Genomic DNA, 19,493 nt, shown 5'->3' with positions numbered 1-19,493 from the left:
GGTTGCTAATGCGACAGCCCCTGCCCGTACGCGCTTTCGGCGGGTGTTCCGCCACGGGAAGGAGATTATGGGCACGCTGCGCCTCCAGGGTGGACGGGAATGTGCGTTGCGTAGCTTCTCCCGTTCGCCCCAGAGGCGATATCCGCCGATTGGGCGGTCAGTTCATCCAGTTGCGGACATCACCGCGGGCGGTCGTATGTCGGACAGCACCTGTGCGGCATCCGACCGCCCGCGGGTTACCTGAGGTCAGCGGCTCCCTCCGGTGGGTTGCCGAAGGTAGCTGTCCCGTCCGGCGGCGGCGAAGCCGGCCACCGCCGAGGCGTCCTGGTTCATTGTCATGTTGCAGACGTTCGTCGTCTTCGTCATGCCCGGTGAGTTGAAGTAGATCGCGGCCTTGATTTTCGGATGGGCCTTCAACGCCGCCGGGAACTCCTCGAACCACCGCCGTTTCGCGTTCGGATCGGCGCTGTCGAAGTTCGTGCCGAACTCGGCCAGCATCCGGGGCTTGCCCTTGCCGATGCCGGTGTCGTCCAGCCAGCGGTAGAACGAACCGATGGTGGTGCTCGGGCTCTTCCAGGTCGTGCTGCCGTTGCAGACGTGGAAGTTGTACGGGTCCCAGGCCACCCAGTCGACGTAGTTGTCACCCGGGTACAGGCCGGCGTACCTGTCGTAGTGGCCGGACCAGCCCATCATCGTCCAGACCCATACCGCGTTGCGGACGTCCGCCGCGGCGAACCGGTCGTACACGTACCGCCAGGCGCGGACGAACTCCGCGTCGCTGCCCTTCTCCGGCTCGTCCTCCGGCTCGTGGTCGAAGCCCATGAACACCGGCACCCCGGTGGCCTTGATCCGGCCGGCCACCTCGTCGATCGTCTGGTCGTACCGGCCGCTGTAGACGTCCCGCCAGGTGAGCACCGTCCCGGACGAGAAGACCCGACTCTCCCAGGCGAAGAACATCAGCCGGCCCTCGCGCATCTGCTGCTGCTGGTACGCGTCGGGGAAGGCGCCGTTACTGCCGGTGTTGGAGAAGTCGTGGTAGCGGTGCACGATGTCGAAGGTCCGCCCGACCTGCTTCTCCACATCCGTGATCGCCTTGCCGTGATCCCATCCGCTGCCCGCGCCGGAGGGTGAGTACATCCCCCACCAGGCACCGCAGGAGGGCACCAGCTTCGCCGACACCTGACCGCACGCACCCGGGTCCGCCGGTGGCTTGGTCGGCGTCGGGCTGGGCCGGGTCGGGGTCGGGCTGGGCGAGACGCTCGGCGAGACGGGTGGACGGGTCGGCAACGCGGCCGACGGGGTCGGCGAGGCGCTGGACGGCGCGGGCGTCGGACGCGTACCCGTGTCGTAGCTCAGCACCAGTCGGGGACGGACGTCCGGGTTGCGGTTCTCCCCCGACGCCCAGTAGATCCGGCTGCCGAGGCCGGTCTGCGCCAGCGACACCGTCCAGGTGCCGTTGCCGGTGACCAGCTTCGAGACGTCCCACTCGTTGAAGCCCTTACCGACTCCGGCCACCACGTCCAGGGCGCTGCCGACCTGACCGGGAGCCGGCCGGGCGGCCCGGGCGTCGAGCCCGGACTCGTGCGCGGTCACCGTCGCCTCGAACGCCTGCCAGGCGTGTACCCGCAGCGTCGCGCGGACGTTCACCGCGTTGGCGGGCAGCGAGGTCACCGAGAAGGCGAGGACCGCGTCCCGGGCCCCACGGGGGTTGCCGTCGCACGGGGCGGCGCAGGTGGCCAGCGTCGTCTTGACGCTGTTGTCGCCGTCCTGGGGGACGGCCGTGGCGGTGGTGTCGAACACCACCGGAATGGAGAGGTCGTCGTCGGCGATCAGGGGCACCATGGTCGCGCCGAGGCCCAGCACGACCGTGGAACCGAGGACACCGAGGACCACGGCCTTACGCCGGGGGCCACGATGCCGGATGAGGCGGTGCAGTCCGCGCCTGGTCACTCAGACTCCTTGTGAATTCGGCGATAACGCTGTGGAGCGTAGCGGCGTACACAACAGAGCGTGCGAATGACCGGGGGACCTAAGCGGGTCTTAAAGTTCACCTAAGCGGATGCTGCGACACGGCACCCGGCCGGAGCGGCCACCGGCTGTCGGCGGTGCTGCGGCTCAGCGCCGACCGAGCCGCAGGTCAGCGCCGCATCGGGTGCCACATCTGCCCGCCGGACCGGTGCCGCACCGCAGCGGATATCGATGATCTACCTCAGTGACGACCAATACGCAAGTCCGCGCCGATCGACGCCGCGATCCAGCGGCACGGGCACGATCCAGCGGCACGGGCACGATCCAGCGGCACGAGCACCGACCCAGCGGCACGAGCACGACGAAGGCCCCCGACGTGGTCGGGGGCCTTCGGTGCCGCACGTGCGGCTCAGTTCGGGGCGGCCTGCTTCGCCAGCGTGACGAACGACTGCCAGGCGGCGGGTGCGAACCGCAGGGTGCCGCCGTCCCGGTCCTTGGTGTCGCGGACCAGCACGACGCCGGAGAGGTTGTCGGCGACCTCCACGCACGACCCGCCGTTGGTCCCTGAGTAGGTCGACGTGCGCCACCTGGCACCGGTCATGTCCATGTCTGCGCCACTTCCTTGATCAGTTCGAGTGACTGCCTGCGCGGGAGCGCCTCATCCCGGACCGCCTCCCACGTCCGTTGGAGCGTAACAAGGTCCTCGGTCTGGCTGACCACCTGCGCACGCACCTGATGATCGAGATGTCCCACCACCGAGCCGTCGCCGACGGTCGCCAGGATGAACCCACCCTGTAGGCCAGGGTAAATTGCCGCGTCCTCGGGCACCACGAGGATTTGCACGTGCGGCAGCTCGGACATCTTGACCAGGTGGTCGAGCTGTTCCCGCATGATCTCGGGCCGTCCGTCGACCTGCCGGCGGAGCACCATCACGTCGATCACCGCTACCAACGGCACCGGCGCGTCGCGGGTGAGGACCGACTGCCGGTCGAGGCGGGAGGCCACCCGGTGGTCGATCTCGTCGGGCAGGAGCAGGCCGTTGTTCATCATGCCTCGCGCGTATGCCTCCGTCTGGAGAAGGCCGGGCAGGAACGCGGGCTCGTACCAGCGTAATAACGTCGCGTCGCGCTCCAGCTCGATCCACTCCCGCAGCCAGGACGGCGTCTGCTCCAGCTTCGACAACTCCCGCAGCATGCGGGTGAACCTGCCCTCCCCCGCCTGCGGGTCGAAGGCCGGATCGTGCGCCCGGTCGACCGCGAACATGTACTCCTTCGTCGGCGGTCGACCACCGGTTTCCACCGAGCTGACATGCGAGCCGGAATAGCCGATGCCCCGCCCGAAGTCATCCTGACTCAGCTTGACCTGGACACGCAGCAGTCGCAGTTCCTCGCGGACGTAGTCGATAGCGGTCCCCATCAATTCCCCATCTCTGCCCGATCTCGCTCGCGGATTCGCCATACCCACCCGCTTGCACCGATGACGTGCGCGGATGCCCCGCGCACGTATCGACGCTAGTGCGCTCCTATCCAGACTGTCACCTGGCGGAGCCGCTCCCATCCAGGAAGGGACGGGGTGGTTTCGCATACCGGGGCCGCCCGTGGATCCCCCACACCCGGGCGGCCCCGTCCACCGCAGGAAATGGAGGACGACATGCGTACGCCGGTCACTTGGTACCAATGCCCGACGACAGTTCTGCCGACGCTGTCGCTGCCACGACGCCGACGCGGCACGCACCTGCCCGAGTGGATGCATCAGCCCACCCGGCCACTGCCCCGGCAACGCCCCGGCCGCCCCGGCTGGCTGACGCCAGGGCAACAGTGGCGGGCGAACGGGGGCCGCCCGTGATCGCCACGCGACTCTTCGCCACGCGACTCTTCGCCACGCGCCCCTCTGCCGCGCGCCCCTTCGCCACGCGACTCTTCGCGCCCGGGGGTGGCCCACCTCCGGTGCGACCGCACGCCCGCGCCGCCGACGTCCCGCACACCCCGCTACGGCCGATGTGGTGCTGCCGCGCCGACGGGCAACCCTGGCCCTGCGGCGAGGCCCGACTCCTGCTCCGCGTCGAGTACGACGGCAACGCCACCGGCCTGTCGATCTACCTCGCCGGCCTGATGTACGAGGCGATGCGCGACCTCTACCACCTCAACCCGCACGACGGCCCCGACCCGGCCACCCTCTTCACTCGGTTCCTCGGCTGGGCAGCCCCACGCCGCCACCCCGATCCCCCCACCCCCGACGCCCCGCCCCCAGACGCCCCGCCCCCACGCGGCGAAGGCACTCGATCCAGGATTTAGTGGCTTCGCGCGGGGAAGAAGGCCACTCGATCCTGGATCGAGCGGTCAGCCGACCCGAGCAGCGACCCGAGCAGCGGTCAGCGCGGCGGTCAGGCAGACCGAACAGCGGTCAGGGCGGTGGCCATTGCGGCTCGGGGTGCGGGGACGCCGGTGAACTGTTCGAACTGGCCGACGGCCTGGGCCAACAACAGGTCCAGGCCGGAGACGACCGGGCAGCCGGCGGCAGCGGCCGAGGCGGCCAGCGGGGTGGGCCACGGATCGTAGATGGCGTCGAAGAGCACCGTGCTGGGACGCCAGCGCACCACACCGGCAAGCTCGTCGGCGGCACCCTTCGGCACCGTGGAGATCAGCAGGTCGACGTCGGCCAGCGCCGCCGCGTCCGCCCAGGGCGCGGCGGTGAGGGCCAGCCCCAGCGCGCTCGCCACCGGTGCCAGTTCGTCGACCGCTGCCGTGCGACGGGCCACCACGGTCACCCCGGTCGCGCCCAGCCGGGCCGCCGCCGCCAGCGCCGCCCGCGCCGTGCCACCCGCACCAAGCACCGTGACGGCTGCACCCGCGCCCACGCCAGAATCACCCAGGCCCGACAACCCGCCAAGGCCACCCGCACCCGACGGCGCAGCGGCGCCGGCCTCACCCGAGGCCGTGCCAGGACCATCCGAGCCCGACATCTCGCGAGGGGCAGTCGCGCGCACGCCTGCGGACGTCAGCACGTCGACCATGCCGGTGACGTCGGTGTTGTCCGCGTACCAGGTGCCGTCGGGACGGCGTACCAGCGTGTTGGCCGCGCCGACGGCGGCGGCGACCGGCGAGACCTCGGCGGCGACGGTCAGCGCCGCCTCCTTGCCGGGCATGGTCACCGACAGCCCGGCCCACTCCGGGCCCAGCCCGGCGACCAGGTCCGGCAACTCCGCCGCCGCGCACTCGATCCGGGTGTACGACCACCCGGTGAGCCCGGCGGCGGCGTACCCGGCGTTGTGGATCACCGGGGAGAGCGAGTGGGCGATCGGCTTGCCCAACACTGCCGCCCGCCGTGGCGCCACCGTCACAGGACGCCGTTCTCCTTGGCCTTCTCGATGTTGCGCTCGTGCTGGCTGTAGTCCTTGGTGAAGGCGGAGTTGCCTTCCTTGTCGATCGCCACGAAGAAGAGCCAGTCGCCGGCCGGCGGGTCCATCGCGCCTTCCAGCGCTTCCTTGCCCGGGTTGTTGATCGGCGTCGGGATCATGCCCGGCAACTTGCGGTTGTACGGGTTGTCCGGGTTGTCGAGGTCGCTCCGCGTCATCTGGCCGGAGGTCTTGCCCTCCTGCCCGATCGACTCGAAGTAGTAGTTGACCGTGACGTCCATCTCCAGGCAACTGCAGTCGAACGTGCCCGAGTAGACCCGGTTGTAGGCGACCCGGGCGACTCGACCCAGGTCCTTCTTGGTGCCGGCCTCGGCCTGAGCCAGCGACGCCACGATCAGCGCCTCGTACGGGCTGATCCCGCCGCGTTCCTTCTGCACCCGGTCGGCGAAGTCCATCTGCCCGGTGACGGAGAGGAAGTGGTCGACCATCTGCCCCAGGATCACCTCGGCGGTGGCGTTCGGCGGGATCTCGTAGGTGTCCGGGAAGAGGAAGCCCTCGATGGACTTGGTGACCTTCTTGCCGTCCTCCCGCTTGAACCACCAGTCCGGTACGCCGAGCTTCTCCGGGTCCTTGGCGGCGGCCTCGAACTCCTTGACCGGGATGTCGGTCTGGTCGCTGAGCAGCTTGAAGACGCTCTTGGCGGTGCGCCCCTCGGGGATGGTGAGCCCGTTGACGATCCGGTTCTGCGGGTCGAGCATCGCGGCCAGGGCGTTCGCGCCGCTCATCTCCTTGCGCAGCTTGTACGTGCCGGGCTGGATGTTGCGACTGCGGGAGTTGTCCTGTGCCGCCTCGACGAACGCCTTGGTGCTCTTGATCACGCCGGCGTCGCGGAGCACCACGGCCATGTCGGCCAGGAACGCGCCCTGCGGGATCTGGACCGTCACGTCCTCGGTGCCGTCGCCGTCGAAGTCCGGTGTGACGAAGTAGCTCTGGATCCGGTCGAAGCCGTAGAAGGCGCCGCCGCCGATGCCGCCGAGCAGCACCAGCGCCAGCATCAGGGCGAGGACTGTCTTGCCCTTGCCGCCACCGGAACGGCCACCGCGCCGCCGTCCCCGACGGTGCTTGCCCTTCTCCCCCCGGTCCTGCTCGTCGAACCCGAGGTCCAGATCGTCAGTCATTCGGTCCGCCTCCGCTGCGCGTCCAGCCAGCTCTGCAGAATCTCCACCGCGGCGGCCTGGTCGACCACCGCCCGTTGTCTCTTCCCCCGGACACCGCGCTCGGCAAGCCTACGACTCGCCACGACCGTGGACATCCTCTCGTCAGTCAGCGTCACCGGAACAGGCGCTATCACATCGGCCAGTTGTCGAGAGTACGCCTTCACGTGTTCCGCTGCGGGGCCGTGTTTACCCGCCAGGTTCACCGGTAGGCCCACCACCACCTCGACCGCCTCGTGCTCGGCGACCAGTGCGGCCACCTCCGCCATGTCCCTCGGCACCGCGTCTGAGCTGGGGTTCTGCTCCCGCGAGAGGGTGACCAGAGGGGTGGCGAGAACCCCGTGCGGGTCCGACCGGGAGACCCCGATCCGCACCTGTCCGACGTCCACGCCCAACCGCACACCCCGGGACAACCCGGTCACGCTTCGTCACCTCGCCCGATATACACGGCAGGGCGGACCTGCGCGGCCCGCCCTGCCCTGAGGTTCTGAGGACTCACGCCTCGGCGACCGCCTTCTCCACCGTGAGCAACAGTGTGGGGACCTCCGACGCCGGCTGCCCACCGCCCTGGGCCAGGTCCGGACTGCCACCACCGCGTCCGGAGAACGCCGCCTTGACCAGGTCGTTAGCGGCGAGGCCCCGGTTACGGGCGGCCGAGTTCACCGCCACCACCAGGGACGCCTTCCCGTTCGCGCGGGCCGCCACCGCGACCACGCCCGGCCGGGCCGCGTCGATCCGCCCCCGGATCTCCTGGGCCAGCGTGCGGACGTCGTTGCCGGCCGCCCCCTCGGGCGCCTCGATGCCGACGTAGGCCACCCCGCGCACGTCCCGGGCCTGCGCGGCGAACGCCGCCGCACCACCGAGTACGAGCTGGGCGCGCAGCTTCTCCAGTTCCTTCTCCGCGTCACGCAGCTGGGTCACCGTCTGCTCGACCCGGTCCGCCACCTGCTCGGAGGGGACCCGGTACAGCTCGGCGAGCCGGGCCACCAGCAGGTGCTCACGGGCCAGGAAGTTGAACGCGTCCATGCCGACCAGCGCCTCGACCCGGCGTACGCCGGAACCGATGGACGACTCCGAGAGGATCTTGACCAGTCCGAGCTGGCCGGAGCGGGCCACGTGGGTGCCGCCGCACAGCTCGCGGGCGTAGTCACCGACCTCGACCACCCGGACCTGGTCGCCGTACTTCTCGCCGAACAACGCCATGGCGCCGATCCGACGCGCCTCCTCCAGCGAGGTGACGAAGGCGTGCACCTCCAGGTCCGCCAGGAGCACCTCGTTGACCTGCTGCTCCACGTCGCGCAGCACGCTCGGCGCCACCCCGGTGGCGGTGTTGAAGTCGAATCGCAGCCGACCCGGGGCGTTCAGCGAACCGGCCTGGGTGGCGGACTCGCCGAGGAAGTTCCGCATGGTCTGGTGCACCAGGTGGGTCGCGGTGTGCGACCGGGAGATGGCCCGCCGACGACTGGTGTCGATCTCGGCGTACCCGGTCTCCCCGGCCCGCACCTCGCCCCGGACCACCCGGGCCCGGTGCACGATGAGCCCCGGCACCGGCTGCTGCACGTCGAGGACCTCGACCTGCCCGCCACCGACGGTGATCATGCCGACGTCGGGCTGCTGCCCGCCGCCCTCGGCGTAGAACGGCGTGGTGTCCAGGACCAGTTCGACCAGGTCACCCTCGACCGCCGCCGCGCGCGGCCCGTCGGTGCCGAGCACCGCCCGCACCGTCGACTCGCGGGAGACCTCGGTGTACCCGGTGAAGGTCACCGGTCCACCGGCGTCGAGCACCGACCGGTACGCCGACAGGTCGGTGTGCCCGGTCTTGCGCGCCAACGCGTCGGCCTTGGCCCGGGACCGCTGGTCGGCCATCAGCCGCCGGAAGCCCTCCTGGTCGACGCTGAGGCCCTGCTCGGCCGCGATCTCCAGGGTCAGGTCGATCGGGAAGCCGTACGTGTCGTGCAGCTGGAACGCCTTGTCACCGGTGAGCGCCGGCTTGCCCGCCGACTTCGTCTCGGTGATCGCGGTGTCCAGGATCGTGGTGCCCGCCCGCAGGGTCGCCAGGAAGGCGTCCTCCTCCGCGTACGCGTACGCGGAGATCCGGTCGAAGTCGGCGGCCAGCTCCGGGTATGACGGAGCCATGCAGTCCCGGGCCACCGGCAGCAGCTCGGGCAGCGCCCGCTCCTGCCAGCCGAGCAGCCGCACCGCGCGGATCGCCCGGCGCATGATCCGCCGCAGCACGTAGCCACGGCCCTCGTTGGACGGGGTCACCCCGTCCCCGATCAGCATCAACGCGGTACGCACATGGTCGGCGACCACCCGCAACCGGACGTCGTCGGGGTGCGACTGGTTCGCCGCGTGCCCGGAGTGCGCGCCGTACCGCTTGCCGGTCAGCTCGGCGGCGCGGTCCAGGATCGGCCGGACCTCGTCGATCTCGTACAGGTTGTCGACGCCCTGGAGGATGGAGGCCATCCGCTCCAGGCCCATGCCGGTGTCGATGTTCTTCTTCGGCAGCTCACCGACGATCCGGAACTGCTCCTTGTTGAGCACGTCCGCGATCTCGTACTGCATGAAGACGAGATTCCAGAACTCCAGGTACCGGTCCTCGTCGACCTCCGGGCCGCCCTCGGCGCCGTACTCCGGCCCCCGGTCGTAGTACAGCTCGGAGCAGGGGCCGGCCGGGCCGGGAATGCCCATCGACCAGAAGTTGTCCTTCTTGCCCCGGCGCACGATCCGCTCCGCCGGCACCCCGGTGCGCAGCCAGATGTCCCGCGCCTCGTCGTCGTCGAGGTAGACCGTCGCCCAGATCCGCTCCGGATCCAGCCCGAAGCCACCGGCCTCGACCGACTTGGTGGCCAGCTCCCAGGCGAACGGGATCGCCCCGTCCTTGAAGTAGTCGCCGAAGGAGAAGTTGCCGTTCATCTGGAAGAACGTGCCGTGCCGGCTGGTCTTGCCGACCTCGTCGATGTCCGGCGTACGGATGCACTTCTGCACGCTCACCGCGCGGGAGAACGGCGGCGTCTGCTGCCCCAGGAAGTACGGGACGAACTGCACCATGCCGGCGTTGACGAACAGCAGGTTCGGGTCGTTGATGGCGGGCAGCGGAGCGGACGGCACCACGGCATGGCCGTTCGCCTCGAAGTGGGCGAGATACCGCCGCTTGATCTCCGCCGTCTTCATCGCTGGGGTTCCTCCGGAAAGATGTCTCTGTCACCGATACGCGGCTCGTCGCGCACCTCGGCGAACTGGTCGTCGAACGCCTCGCCCTGGGCGAACGCCTCGTGGATCTCGTGTTCCCGCTCGGCCATCCCGGCGCGTACGTCCGCCACGAAGCTACGCAGTTCCTCGACCAGACCGCCAGCGGATTGTGACAGGTTGTCGGCGATGCCCGCCGGAGTGTAGGCGTGCGCAGCACGGGTCGCCTGGCGCACCACCACCACGCCGACGGCCAGACCGATGCCCAGCCAGAACAGCCGCTTCATGCTCGTACCTCCGCCGTCGGTCAGCGGTTGCCGCGCCGGGCGGCGCGCCGCTGGGACTTGATGGTGTCGCGGACCTCGCGCTCGGTCTCGGCGCTGCGCCGGGCCGAGGCGGCCTTGCGCACGCCGTAGCCGAAGGCGGCCACCTTGACCAGCGGGTTGGCGGCGGCGGCCGAGACGACGGTGACCAGGTTGGCGACGTTGGCGCTGATGTTCTGCGCGTGACTGGTCATGGTGTCGACCTTGGCGAGCTGGAGGTTCACGCCGTCGAGCGACGTCTGCACCTGTTCGAGGGTGACGTTGACGTTCCGCACGGTGGTGTTGACGTCACCGAGCAACGGGCCGGTCCGGTCGTTGAGGTCGTTGATCATCTGGGTGGTCGCGTCCACGGTGTGCCGCAGCCGCAGGATGGGCAGCGTCAGGATCAGCACCAGCATCGCGAACGCGATAGCCGCGATCAATGCCGCGACCTCCAAAAAGCCCACGCCTGTCCTCCTCAACACGGTCCCGGGACATCACGGCCCACGAGACGTACGACCTTCTCGCCCAACGCCGTCACCGGTGGCCCGCCCCGCGCCTTCGGCAGCGGGCGGGCCGCCAGATGCAGACCCTACCGTCCGTGATGACAATCGGCTCAGGACGGTGGTGACGGCGTCAACTCGCCCAGCGGATCCTCGGTCAGCGTCGGGAAGGGATCCTCACCGGTCAGTGACGGATCGGTTTCCGGCTGTGGCCTGGTCCGCTCGTCGTCGATCGCATTACGGACCTTCACCGACACCAACGAACCGGAGCACTCTTCGGCTGCGGTCGACGGGTCGAGCGAGGGTACGACCGCCGGCTCACCGTCCACCGGCGGCGGTACGCAGGTCGGCTCCCGGACCCACAGGTCCAGCGTCAACTCGTCCCGCCGCCAGCAGGTGTAGCTGCCCTTCTCCTCCTGCTCCGGGCAGTACGCGGGCCGCCAGGGCTGCCAGCCGTCGCGGCTCAGCGCGGCCTCGTACACCTGGGCGGTCTCGTCCGGCGACCGCTCGGAGGTGACGGTCCGCTCGCGCAGCCGGCAGTCGAGCAGGCACCAGCGGCTGCCGCTGGTGAAGTCCTCCGGCTGCGCCGCGGCCCACTCCGGCACCTCCAGTTCGTCGAGCGAGACGAAGACCGGGTCCCGGTTCATCGCCTGCACGCCGAAGAAGGCCGGTACGCCAGCCAACAGGAGCACGCTGACCAGGGCCAACAGCAGCGTACGGCGACGCTGACCGGCACCGATTTGCCGACGCGTCTCCGGGTCGGCGTCCGCTGCCTCGTCGTCGGGACGGTCACCGTCGGAGTCGTCCGGGTCGGTGGGTCGCCGTACCGCCGCCTCGGGTGCGGGCCGGGGCCCGGTCGGGTCGGCGGACGGCACCACGGCGGCGGCCCGGGCCACCGCCGGCGCCTCCGCGGCGCGGGGCGGCGGGGGCACCGGTGCGGCACCGGACGGTTCCGGGCGGGCCGGGTCCCGTTGGGGCGGAGCGGCCCGACCGGCCGGCCGGTCGTCGGGGCGTGGGGCCGACGCGGCGGCACGGGCCACCGCGGCCGGCGGTTCGCCGGGACCTGCGGCCGGCGGCGACGGGTGGCCGGCAACAGCACCGCCCGCCGGGCCGGCGTCCGGCCTGCCGTGCCCACCGTCAGGTCGTCCCGGACCGCCCTCAGGCCGTCCCGGGCCAGCGTCAGGCCGTCCAGGACCAGCGTCAGGTCGCCCCGGACCACCATCGGGTCGTGCCGGACCACCGTCGGGGCGACGAGGACCACCGTCGGGGCGCGCCGGGCCACCGTCGGGGCGGCGCGGTCCCCCCTCCGGGTGGGTCGGGCCAGCGGGCCGGGCGGCACCGCGAGCGGGTCCCGGTGGCATGCCGCCGGGACGGACCGGTCCCGCGCCGGGACCTGCCGCCACCGTGTCGGGGCCCGCCGCACCACGCGGTGGCGCGCCGGCCGGAGGCACCGGTACGCGCGGCGGAGGACCGACGTCGGGGGGTACGGCACCACGCGGTGGCGCGCCGTCCGGAGGCACCGGACCTCGCGGCGCACCGGCGTCCGGGGGCAGCGGTCCACGCGCCGGAGGACCGACCTCGGGGCGGGCGGTCCCACGCGGCGGACCAGGCGGCATGCCGTCCGTCGGCGCGGTGCCGCGCGGCGGCCCGGCCGGACCACCGTCCGGGTGACCGGTCGGCCGGGAACGGCCGGTGGGCGCCTCGGCTCCGGGTCGGCCGGTTGCCGCCCCTGGGCCCGCCGGGCCGGGCCCGCCGGGCGGTTCGGCCCGGCCCCGCCCGGCCGGCGACCCATCGGGTCGGCCACGTTCGGTCGGTGGCCCGGCGGGTCGACCACGTTCCGCCGGTGGTCCGTCGGGGCGACCACGTTCGGCAGCTGGCCCGGCGGGTCGACCGCGATCGGTGGGCGCACCGTCAGGTCGACCACGGTCGGTCGGCGGTGCGTCGGGGCTGCCACCACCGGGGCGTACCGGCGCGGCGTTGCCGGCTCCGGGGATGGCCGCGGCGGGCCAGCCGGGAATGCCGCCCGGTTCGGTCTGGTCGTCCGGCATCGCGCGGGCGGAGCCGTCCGCGTCACGACGACCACCGAGCATCGCCGTACCGCCGGACGGGGTGCCGCCCGTGTGTCCGGCCGGACCACCGGGCGGGGTGCCGGGCCGCCGCTTGACCGTCGGCAGTGCCGGATCGGTGTGGTGTCCGCGTCCGGCCTGCCGCAGCCAGTCGGCCGGCCGCTCCGGACGCCCGGCCCGACCGTCACCGGGCCGGGCCGCGAACGGCCGTTCACCCGTGTCACCGGGCCGCGACGCCAAGGGCCGCTCACCGGTGTCACCCGACCGTGCGGCGAACGGTCCCTCCCCGGTGTCGCCGGGCCGGGCGGCGAACGGTCGCTCCCCGGTGTCGCCGGTCGCAGGAGCGCGTCCGGATTCGTCGGCGGCCCGCCGGCCCTGGGGCGGCGCCTCTTCGGTGTCGGCCGCGCGGCGGCTGCGTACCGGCGTCTCGGTCGGCTCGGCGGACCGGCGGCCGGCCGGTGGCGTCGCCGGTTCCTCCGGCGCGGCGCGGCGGCCCCGGAACGAGCCGTCGGCACGCTCGGGCGTCGCGGTGCGAGCCTCCGGCGGGGTGACCGGCATCGCCGACGGGTCGCCGGACGGCACTCCGGGGATGGCCGGCGCGTTGCCGGACAGCGGGACGATCGGTTGTTCTTCCTCGGGCTCGGCGGCGCGGCGCCGTCCACCCCGACGGCCGCCCGCCGGCACGGCGGAGGGCCCACCGGGGACGGCGGGAGCACCGGTCGGCCCCGCCACGCCCGACGGCGACGGGCGGATACCCGCGTCGGTGTCCTGCCCGCTCCCGTCCGCCGCTCGGCGGCCCCGACGGGGCACCGGGCCGGTGGTGTCGGGCGCAGGCGCACCGACCTGATGCGGCACGGCCGGGTGGGTGGGACCGTCGGTCGCGTGCGGCGCGGTCGGGCGGGGCCCGGCGGGGCCACCGAAGCGTCCCGCCCGGCCGCCGGCGGTCACGTCGGGGTCGGTGTGGTCAGCGGTACGCGGACCCGCGCCCGACTCCGGCGGCGTCGTGCCCCGTTGGGGACCGCGCGGGACGGTCCGGCGCGCGCTGGCCGGAATCCCACCGGGCCGACCGGAGGGGTTCCGCCGTGGCGTGGGCTGGTTCGGCGCGGGGCCGGCCGGTCCACCGGTCCCGCCGGGCCCACCCGCGACCTGGCCAGTCGGCGTACCCGGGACCTGGCCGGTCGGCGCACCGGAGACCGGGCCGGACGGCATCGCGGAGACCGGGCCGCCCGGCGCTCCCGAGACGGGCTCGGCGGGCCCGGGACGTCCTCGCCAGCCGGGCGGACCGCCCGCGTCGGCGGCCGACCAACCACCGGTCGGCTCGCCCGTCGGGCCGGCTTCCCGTCGACCGCCGGGCGGCGGCGGATTCGGAGCACGGTCGCCGGGACCCGCAGGCGTCGGACCGGCGGCGAACGGCGGACCGCTCGGCGCACGGTCGCCGGGACCCGTAGCCGACGGACCGGCGGCGAAGGGCGGCCCCCCGCCTGGCCCCGGGGCCGACGGACCGCCTGTGAAGGGTGGCCCACCTGGTGCACGGTCGCCTGGTCCAGCGGGCGGCCGGGGGCCGGGGGCCGGGGGCGCGGCGGCAGGCGGCCGGGGCCCGGCAGCGGGCGGAGCTGCGTGGGGCGGCGGACCGGCGGGCGGAGCAGCGTGGGGCGGCGGACCGGCGGGCGGCCGGGGGGCCGGTGCGCCCGGCCACGGCCCGTCGGCCGGGCGGGAGCGTGGTGGTTCGGTCGGCAGCCGGCGGGGCGGCGCGGCCGGGGGGCCGACGGCCGGATCCGGCCCACCGGGGCCGGACGGGATCGGGGCCCGGCCACCGGGAGCCGGCGGCGGGACCGCCCCGGACGGTGGCGGCGCCGGGACGGACCCGGACGGTGGCGCCGGGCGCCCTGCGGGCGGCTGGCCCGGACGGACCGGAGGCACCTGGCCGGGCCGGTCGGTGACCGGCGGCGCGGACGGGCCGGGGCGGGCGCCGGGGTCGTCCGGAACCGGGGCGACCCCGTCCGGGCCCAGTTCGCCGCGCTGCTGCTTGGCCGAGCGTAGGTCGTCGATCCAGCCGAAGTCCTCACCGGCGCCCGGTTCCTCCGGGGCGGCCTCGGGTTTGCTCCGGCCCCAGCGGCGGGCCTTGGGACGCCGTTCGTCCGGGCCGTCCTCCGGTCGCTCCGACGATTTCACTGTTGACCCTTCCCGTCGGCGCTGCGGCCGACCTGATCCGCCGCGTGGGCGTCCGCGACCGTGGACGGGCCGCCGTCGACTCCGGACGGCGGCGTCTCGACCCGACCCGTCGTCGCCCGGTCGGCCGTGGTCTCCGCCGGTACGCGGGCGGGCGCGGGCAGCCCGCGGACGATCCGGCGCAGCAGTGGCAGCCGGGTGGCCACCGATCGCTCCGCACCGTGTTGGCTCGGCTGGTAGTAGTCGGCGCCGACCAGGTCGTCCGGCGCGTACTGCTGGGTGAGCACGCCCCGCTGGTCGTCGTGCGGGTAGCGGTATCCGATGCCGTGGCCGAGCCCTCGGGCACCGGCGTAGTGGCCGTCGCGCAGACCGCGCGGGACCGGGCCGCCCCGACCGGCCCGCACGTCGGCGATCGCCGCGCCGATCGCGGTGGTGGCCGAGTTCGACTTGGGGGCGGTGGCCAGGTGGATCACCGCCTGGGCGAGGTTGAGCTGGACCTCGGGCAGGCCGACGTACTCGACGGCGTGCGCGGCGGCGGTGGCGACGCCGAGGGCACTCGGATCGGCCATGCCGACGTCCTCGCTGGCGAAGATGACCAGCCGACGGGCGATGAACCGGGCGTCCTCACCGGCGACCAGCATCCGGGCCAGCCAGTGCAGCGCGGCGTCCACGTCCGACCCCCGCATGCTCTTGATGAACGCGCTGGTCACGTCGTAGTGGGCGTCACCGGCCCGGTCGTAGCGCACGGCCGCGGTGTCCACCGCCCGCTCGGCGGTGGCCAGGTCGATCCGGCCGGTGCCCAGTGCGGTCGCCGACCCGGCCGCCGCCTCCAGCGCGGTGAGCGCCTTGCGGACGTCCCCACCGGCCAGCCGGACCAGGTGGTCCTCCGCCTCCGGTTCACAGTCGAGCGCGCCGCCGAGGCCACGCTCGTCGGTCAGGGCGCGACGCAGCAGTGCGCGGACCGCCGCGTCGTCGAGGGGCTGGAGGGTGAGCAGAACGCACCGGGACAGCAACGGGGAGATCACCGAGAAGTACGGGTTCTCCGTGGTGGCGGCGAGCAGGGTGACCGTACGGTCCTCGACGGCGGCGAGCAGGGAGTCCTGCTGGGTCTTGCTGAACCGGTGCACCTCGTCGATGAAGAGGACGGTCGGCGGGCCACCGGTACGTCGCTGACGCCGGGCGGTGTCGATCACGGCCCGGACGTCCTTGACCCCGGCCGAGAGCGCCGACATGGCCACGAACCGCCGGTCGGTGGCAGCGGCCACCAGGTGGGCGATGGTCGTCTTGCCGCTGCCCGGCGGGCCCCAGAGGATGACCGACATCGGCGCGTTGCCGGCGACGAGTTGCCGCAGGGGCGCTCCCGGGGCGAGCAGGTGGTCCTGACCGACGAGTTCGTCCAGGGTGGCCGGGCGCATCCGGACCGGAAGCGGCGCGTCCGGACCGACCGGGGTGAAGCCGCCGACGCCGTCGGAACCCGTCGGCGCACCGGGTGCTGCCGTGGGTTCACTGAGGGTGAACAGGGCGTCGGACTCCATCACCCGAACAGTACCGGGCTCGGCCGACAACGCCGGAATCGCGCTGCCGGCCGAGCCCGGGATGATCGTTTTCGGTCAGCCGCGTCCGGGCCGGCGGCCCCGGTACCAGCGGCCACCACCGCCGCCCCGGCTGCCGAAGCCGGCCAGGTGGAGCGCGAGCAGCAGCAGGCCGATCAGCACGAGGGTGTTCCAGTTGAACAGATCCGGTGCTCCCAGTTTGCTGTCCAGCAGGTCGAGCAACAGGGCGAAGCCGAAGACCGCGGCGGCGGCGATGGCGAGCATGTCGTTCCTCCGGTGGGGGTTCCAGTAGGTTCGGCGCGGGATGTACCCGATCGGTCGGCTCGCCAATCTCCACCGTGGATGCCGGCCGCCCCGCAGCGTGCCCACCTAGGCTGTTCCCGTGCTCATCGCTGCCGAGGCGCTGGTCGGCCGGGAGGCGATCCTGGCCGCCGTGGACCACCACCCCTTCTTTCGGCACACGGTGCCGCGCCACGCCCCGGTGCGCGGCTGGCGACACGACGGGGCGGTGTGCTGGCTGCTGTCGTCGGCCCAGTCGACGATCTGCGCCGCCGTCGGGGCGCCCGGCGCGGCCGTCGAGCTGGTCGGCGCGCTCGCCGAGGAGCGGACGCTCGACCCGGGCCAGTGGGTGCACCTGCCCCGGCTGGATCCGGCCACCGACCGCGCCGGTGCGGCCGTGGCGGCGTACCGGGACTGGGATTTCCTCTGGACGACCGGCGCGCCGCCGCCGCAGCCCGGCGAGGAGCGGGTGGTCCGCCTGCGCGCGGCGGACCACCCGGCCCTGGCCGAGCTGATCGACGAGGCGTTCCCCACCAGTACGGCGCGGCCCGGCGGCACCGGGATCGTCGACTGGTACGGCGTCCGCGACGGCGACCGGCTGATCGCCGCCGGGGCCGACCGCACCCGCGAGGAGGTCGGTTTCCTGGCCGGGCTGGTGGTCTCCCCGACGCACCGTAACCGGGGGCTGGGCGCGGCGCTGACCGCCGGCATGACGCGGGCGTTGTCGTCCCGGTACGACACGGTGGCGCTGGGCGTCTATCCGGACAACGTCGGCGCGATCCGGCTGTACCGGCGGCTCGGCTACACCGGCGCCTTCCCGCTCACCTCGGTCCGCCTCGCCGGCGGGGCGGACCCCCCGCCGGACGCCTGGGTGGCCCGCCAGGCCGGCAGGTAGAGCGGCGCGGCCACGGCCAGCACCACCGCGCCGACCAGCATCGCCGTGCCCACGCCGGCCCGGTCGCCGACGAAGCCGAGCACGACCCCGCCCAGCGCCCCCGCCGGCATGGCCACCATCGAGTTCACCGAGATCACGCTGTTGCGGTAGGGACCGTCCACCTGCCGGTGCAGCAGTCCCATGTGCAGCGGATTGGACGCGCCGTGCACGGCGTAGCAGGCGAAGAAGGCGATCAGCACGCCGACCGGACCGGCGAACAGGGCCATGCCGACGACCGTGCCGCCCTGCACGATCCGCAGCAGGGCGGCACCGGGTGCGGCCCCCAGCCAGCGGATCAGCAGCGGGGTGAGCGCCGCACCACCGGCCGAGGCCAGCCAGGCCACGGTGTTGGCCGGGCCGAGCAGGGCGGCGGCCCGGTCGGGGTCACCCACCACCTCGGCCAGCCGCACCGGGAGCAGCCCCTCGAAGGTCATCATGCCGAAGCCCCAGAACAGCTCGACCGCGACCAACGCGAGCAGCACCCGGGACCGGCGCAGCAGGCCGAACGCCTCGCCCACCATGCGCGGCGCCGCGCGGACCGAGGACCGCAGCGCGCCCACGCCGGCGGCTGGCCGCTGTTCCACCAGCAGCGCCAGCAACGCCACCAGGACGACCGCCTGCAACAGGACCGCGACCACGATCGGCGTGGTGAGCGCGCTGACCGGACCCACCGGACCCAGGGCCACCAGCCCACCGCTGAACAGGGCGCCGGCCGCCATCGACAGGCCGAGGACCGCGCCACCCTGACCGAGCCCCTTCTCGTACGCGGCGTCCGGGTCGACGGCGAGCGTGCTGTTGACGTACCAGGACTCCAGCGGGCCGCTGTCCAGGGCACGGAACACGCCCTGCAACGCCCAGACGGCGGCCAACAGGGCGAAGGAGTCGGCGACGACCAGCAGGGCCAGCGACACCAGCCCGACCACGTTCGCCACCACCAGCACCGGCCTGCTGCCCAGCGCGTCGGCGAACCCTCCGGTCGGCAGTTCCAGGGCGAGCACCACCGCCCCCTGGGCGGCGACGGCCAGGCCGATCTGGGTCAGGGTCAGGCCCCGCTCCTGCATGAGCAGGATCGTCACCGGGATCATCAGACCGACCGGCAGCCACCGGAGCCCGTGCAGGACCAGGAACCGACGGCGGATCTGGAGTACGGACAGGTCGCTCGTCACCGCTTCCCACCCATCAACAGCGGGTGGCTGGCCAGGACGATCTGCACCTGCTCGGCGTCGGGCACCTCGGGGTCCGCCTCGGCGTGGTAGCGCTCGAGGATCTGCAACAGCTCTGCCTGGAGTTCCTTGAGCCGGTCCGCCGGGATGGTCATGAAGACGTCGCTCATGCCGAAGGCTTCGCGCCACTGCGGCGACCACTGGTCGCGGACGGCGAACCATCGCTCCGCGTGCTCGACGAACAGGCGTACCTGGTCGGCCTGGATCCACTCGATCGCGGCCCGCGCGTCCGGGTCGTCGTCGAAGTCGGTGCTCTCGAAGCTGCTGACGTCGTGCGCGGCCCGCCACCAGCGTTGCCGCCCGGCGCTGCGGTCGGTCTCCTCGACGACCAGCCCGACCTCGGCCAACTGGCGCAGGTGGTAGCTGGTCGCACCGGTGTTGGTGTCCAGCAGCTCGGCGAGGGTGGTGGCGGTCGCCGCCCCCTTCACCCGCAGCGCACCGAGCAGCCGGTTACGCAGCGGGTGCGCCAACGCCCGGACCTGCCGATGGTCGATCCGCACCCGTCGCGGTGCCGGCTTCTGCACGTCTCCCATGACCGCACGATAGCCGTGCACAGTTTCTATGCACAAGTCCTGTGCATAGAAACTGTGCACGCTGACGAAGCGCAGTCGATCGACGTTCGGGCTCAGGCGGCCCGGCAGCGACCGCCCGGCGGCACACCTCACGGCCGAGGAACCCGCTGCCACCCACCACCAGTAACCGCACCGGCCTGCTCCCCTGGACCGCTCCGCGACGCGT

At 73.0% G+C, this 19,493-nt stretch carries 15 protein-coding genes and 2 pseudogenes; 2 read left to right on the top strand and 15 right to left on the bottom strand.

The annotated features are described in order from the left end of the window. Window positions 1-246 precede the first annotated feature (246 nt). The 3 genes from ACIBO1_RS27300 to ACIBO1_RS27290 all read right to left on the bottom strand — a co-directional run bounded on the left by ACIBO1_RS27300 (window position 247) and on the right by ACIBO1_RS27290 (window position 3,384). The gene (locus ACIBO1_RS27300; RefSeq protein ID WP_396751351.1) at window positions 247-1,950 is read right to left on the bottom strand and encodes a glycosyl hydrolase; all 1,704 of its coding nucleotides are present in this window, start codon (window positions 1,948-1,950) and stop codon (window positions 247-249) included. Window positions 1,951-2,377: 427 nt separating this feature from the next. Then, window positions 2,378-2,569 carry a DUF397 domain-containing protein gene (locus tag ACIBO1_RS27295; protein ID WP_396751403.1) on the bottom strand — a complete coding sequence of 64 codons (192 nt, stop codon included), beginning with the start codon at window positions 2,567-2,569 and terminating at the stop codon, window positions 2,378-2,380. Next, the gene (locus tag ACIBO1_RS27290; RefSeq protein WP_396751401.1) at window positions 2,566-3,384 is read right to left on the bottom strand and encodes a helix-turn-helix transcriptional regulator; all 819 of its coding nucleotides are present in this window, start codon (window positions 3,382-3,384) and stop codon (window positions 2,566-2,568) included. Before ACIBO1_RS27290 ends, ACIBO1_RS27295 begins: the two co-directional genes overlap by 4 nt. 530 nt (window positions 3,385-3,914) lie before the next feature. On the opposite strand from ACIBO1_RS27290, the gene ACIBO1_RS27285 reads away from it, so the two are divergent. After that, complete coding sequence (locus ACIBO1_RS27285; protein WP_396751349.1) at window positions 3,915-4,262, top strand: hypothetical protein; 348 nt, start codon at window positions 3,915-3,917, stop codon at window positions 4,260-4,262. Between the two features lie 89 nt (window positions 4,263-4,351). Here the strand turns inward: ACIBO1_RS27285 and ACIBO1_RS27280 are convergent. The 10 genes and pseudogenes from ACIBO1_RS27280 to ACIBO1_RS27235 form a co-directional block, all read right to left on the bottom strand. After that, window positions 4,352-4,813 (bottom strand): annotated as a pseudogene (locus tag ACIBO1_RS27280) (shikimate dehydrogenase); the annotation flags it as partial. A 129-nt stretch (window positions 4,814-4,942) separates the two neighbouring features. Beyond that, a pseudogene (locus ACIBO1_RS27275) lies at window positions 4,943-5,308 on the bottom strand (shikimate dehydrogenase); the annotation flags it as partial. Beyond that, a complete protein-coding gene (gene mltG, locus ACIBO1_RS27270) occupies window positions 5,305-6,501 on the bottom strand; it encodes an endolytic transglycosylase MltG (protein WP_396751347.1) in 1,197 nt (398 codons plus the stop codon). The gene mltG and the pseudogene ACIBO1_RS27275, both read right to left, overlap by 4 nt. After that, window positions 6,498-6,959, bottom strand: coding sequence for a Holliday junction resolvase RuvX (gene ruvX / locus ACIBO1_RS27265; RefSeq protein WP_396751345.1), 462 nt, complete (start codon window positions 6,957-6,959; stop codon window positions 6,498-6,500). The genes mltG and ruvX overlap by 4 nt, the downstream gene beginning before the upstream one ends. Before the next feature lie 73 nt (window positions 6,960-7,032). Further along, on the bottom strand, window positions 7,033-9,711 hold the full coding sequence (gene alaS, locus ACIBO1_RS27260) for an alanine--tRNA ligase (RefSeq protein WP_396751343.1): 2,679 nt from the start codon (window positions 9,709-9,711) through the stop codon (window positions 7,033-7,035). Then, a complete protein-coding gene (locus ACIBO1_RS27255; protein ID WP_350695007.1) occupies window positions 9,708-10,013 on the bottom strand; it encodes a hypothetical protein in 306 nt (101 codons plus the stop codon). Before ACIBO1_RS27255 ends, alaS begins: the two co-directional genes overlap by 4 nt. Before the next feature lie 20 nt (window positions 10,014-10,033). Next, on the bottom strand, window positions 10,034-10,495 hold the full coding sequence (locus ACIBO1_RS27250; protein WP_131055269.1) for a DUF948 domain-containing protein: 462 nt from the start codon (window positions 10,493-10,495) through the stop codon (window positions 10,034-10,036). A 149-nt stretch (window positions 10,496-10,644) separates the two neighbouring features. Continuing rightward, window positions 10,645-11,271 carry a hypothetical protein gene (locus ACIBO1_RS27245; protein WP_396751399.1) on the bottom strand — a complete coding sequence of 209 codons (627 nt, stop codon included), beginning with the start codon at window positions 11,269-11,271 and terminating at the stop codon, window positions 10,645-10,647. Between the two features lie 3,494 nt (window positions 11,272-14,765). Then, window positions 14,766-16,301 (bottom strand): replication-associated recombination protein A, encoded by a 1,536-nt coding sequence (locus tag ACIBO1_RS27240; protein ID WP_396751340.1) that lies wholly within the window; start codon window positions 16,299-16,301, stop codon window positions 14,766-14,768. A gap of 75 nt (window positions 16,302-16,376) precedes the next feature. Next, window positions 16,377-16,583: a hypothetical protein gene (locus tag ACIBO1_RS27235; protein WP_117229288.1), complete on the bottom strand. Its 207-nt coding sequence runs from the start codon at window positions 16,581-16,583 to the stop codon at window positions 16,377-16,379. A gap of 118 nt (window positions 16,584-16,701) precedes the next feature. On the opposite strand from ACIBO1_RS27235, the gene ACIBO1_RS27230 reads away from it, so the two are divergent. Further along, on the top strand, window positions 16,702-17,493 hold the full coding sequence (locus ACIBO1_RS27230; RefSeq protein WP_396751338.1) for a GNAT family N-acetyltransferase: 792 nt from the start codon (window positions 16,702-16,704) through the stop codon (window positions 17,491-17,493). On the opposite strand, the gene ACIBO1_RS27225 is transcribed toward ACIBO1_RS27230, so the two are convergent. Beyond that, window positions 17,400-18,698 carry an MFS transporter gene (locus ACIBO1_RS27225; RefSeq protein ID WP_396751336.1) on the bottom strand — a complete coding sequence of 433 codons (1,299 nt, stop codon included), beginning with the start codon at window positions 18,696-18,698 and terminating at the stop codon, window positions 17,400-17,402. The genes ACIBO1_RS27230 and ACIBO1_RS27225 overlap by 94 nt on opposite strands. Further along, window positions 18,695-19,288, bottom strand: a complete 594-nt coding sequence (locus tag ACIBO1_RS27220) for a helix-turn-helix domain-containing protein (protein ID WP_396751334.1) — start codon at window positions 19,286-19,288, stop codon at window positions 18,695-18,697. Before ACIBO1_RS27220 ends, ACIBO1_RS27225 begins: the two co-directional genes overlap by 4 nt. Window positions 19,289-19,493 lie beyond the last annotated feature (205 nt).

The sequence above is a fragment of the Micromonospora sp. NPDC049903 genome (genome assembly GCF_044460945.1).
Taxonomy (GTDB): domain Bacteria; phylum Actinomycetota; class Actinomycetes; order Mycobacteriales; family Micromonosporaceae; genus Micromonospora.
This window is presented reverse-complemented; position numbering and strand designations above follow the sequence as displayed.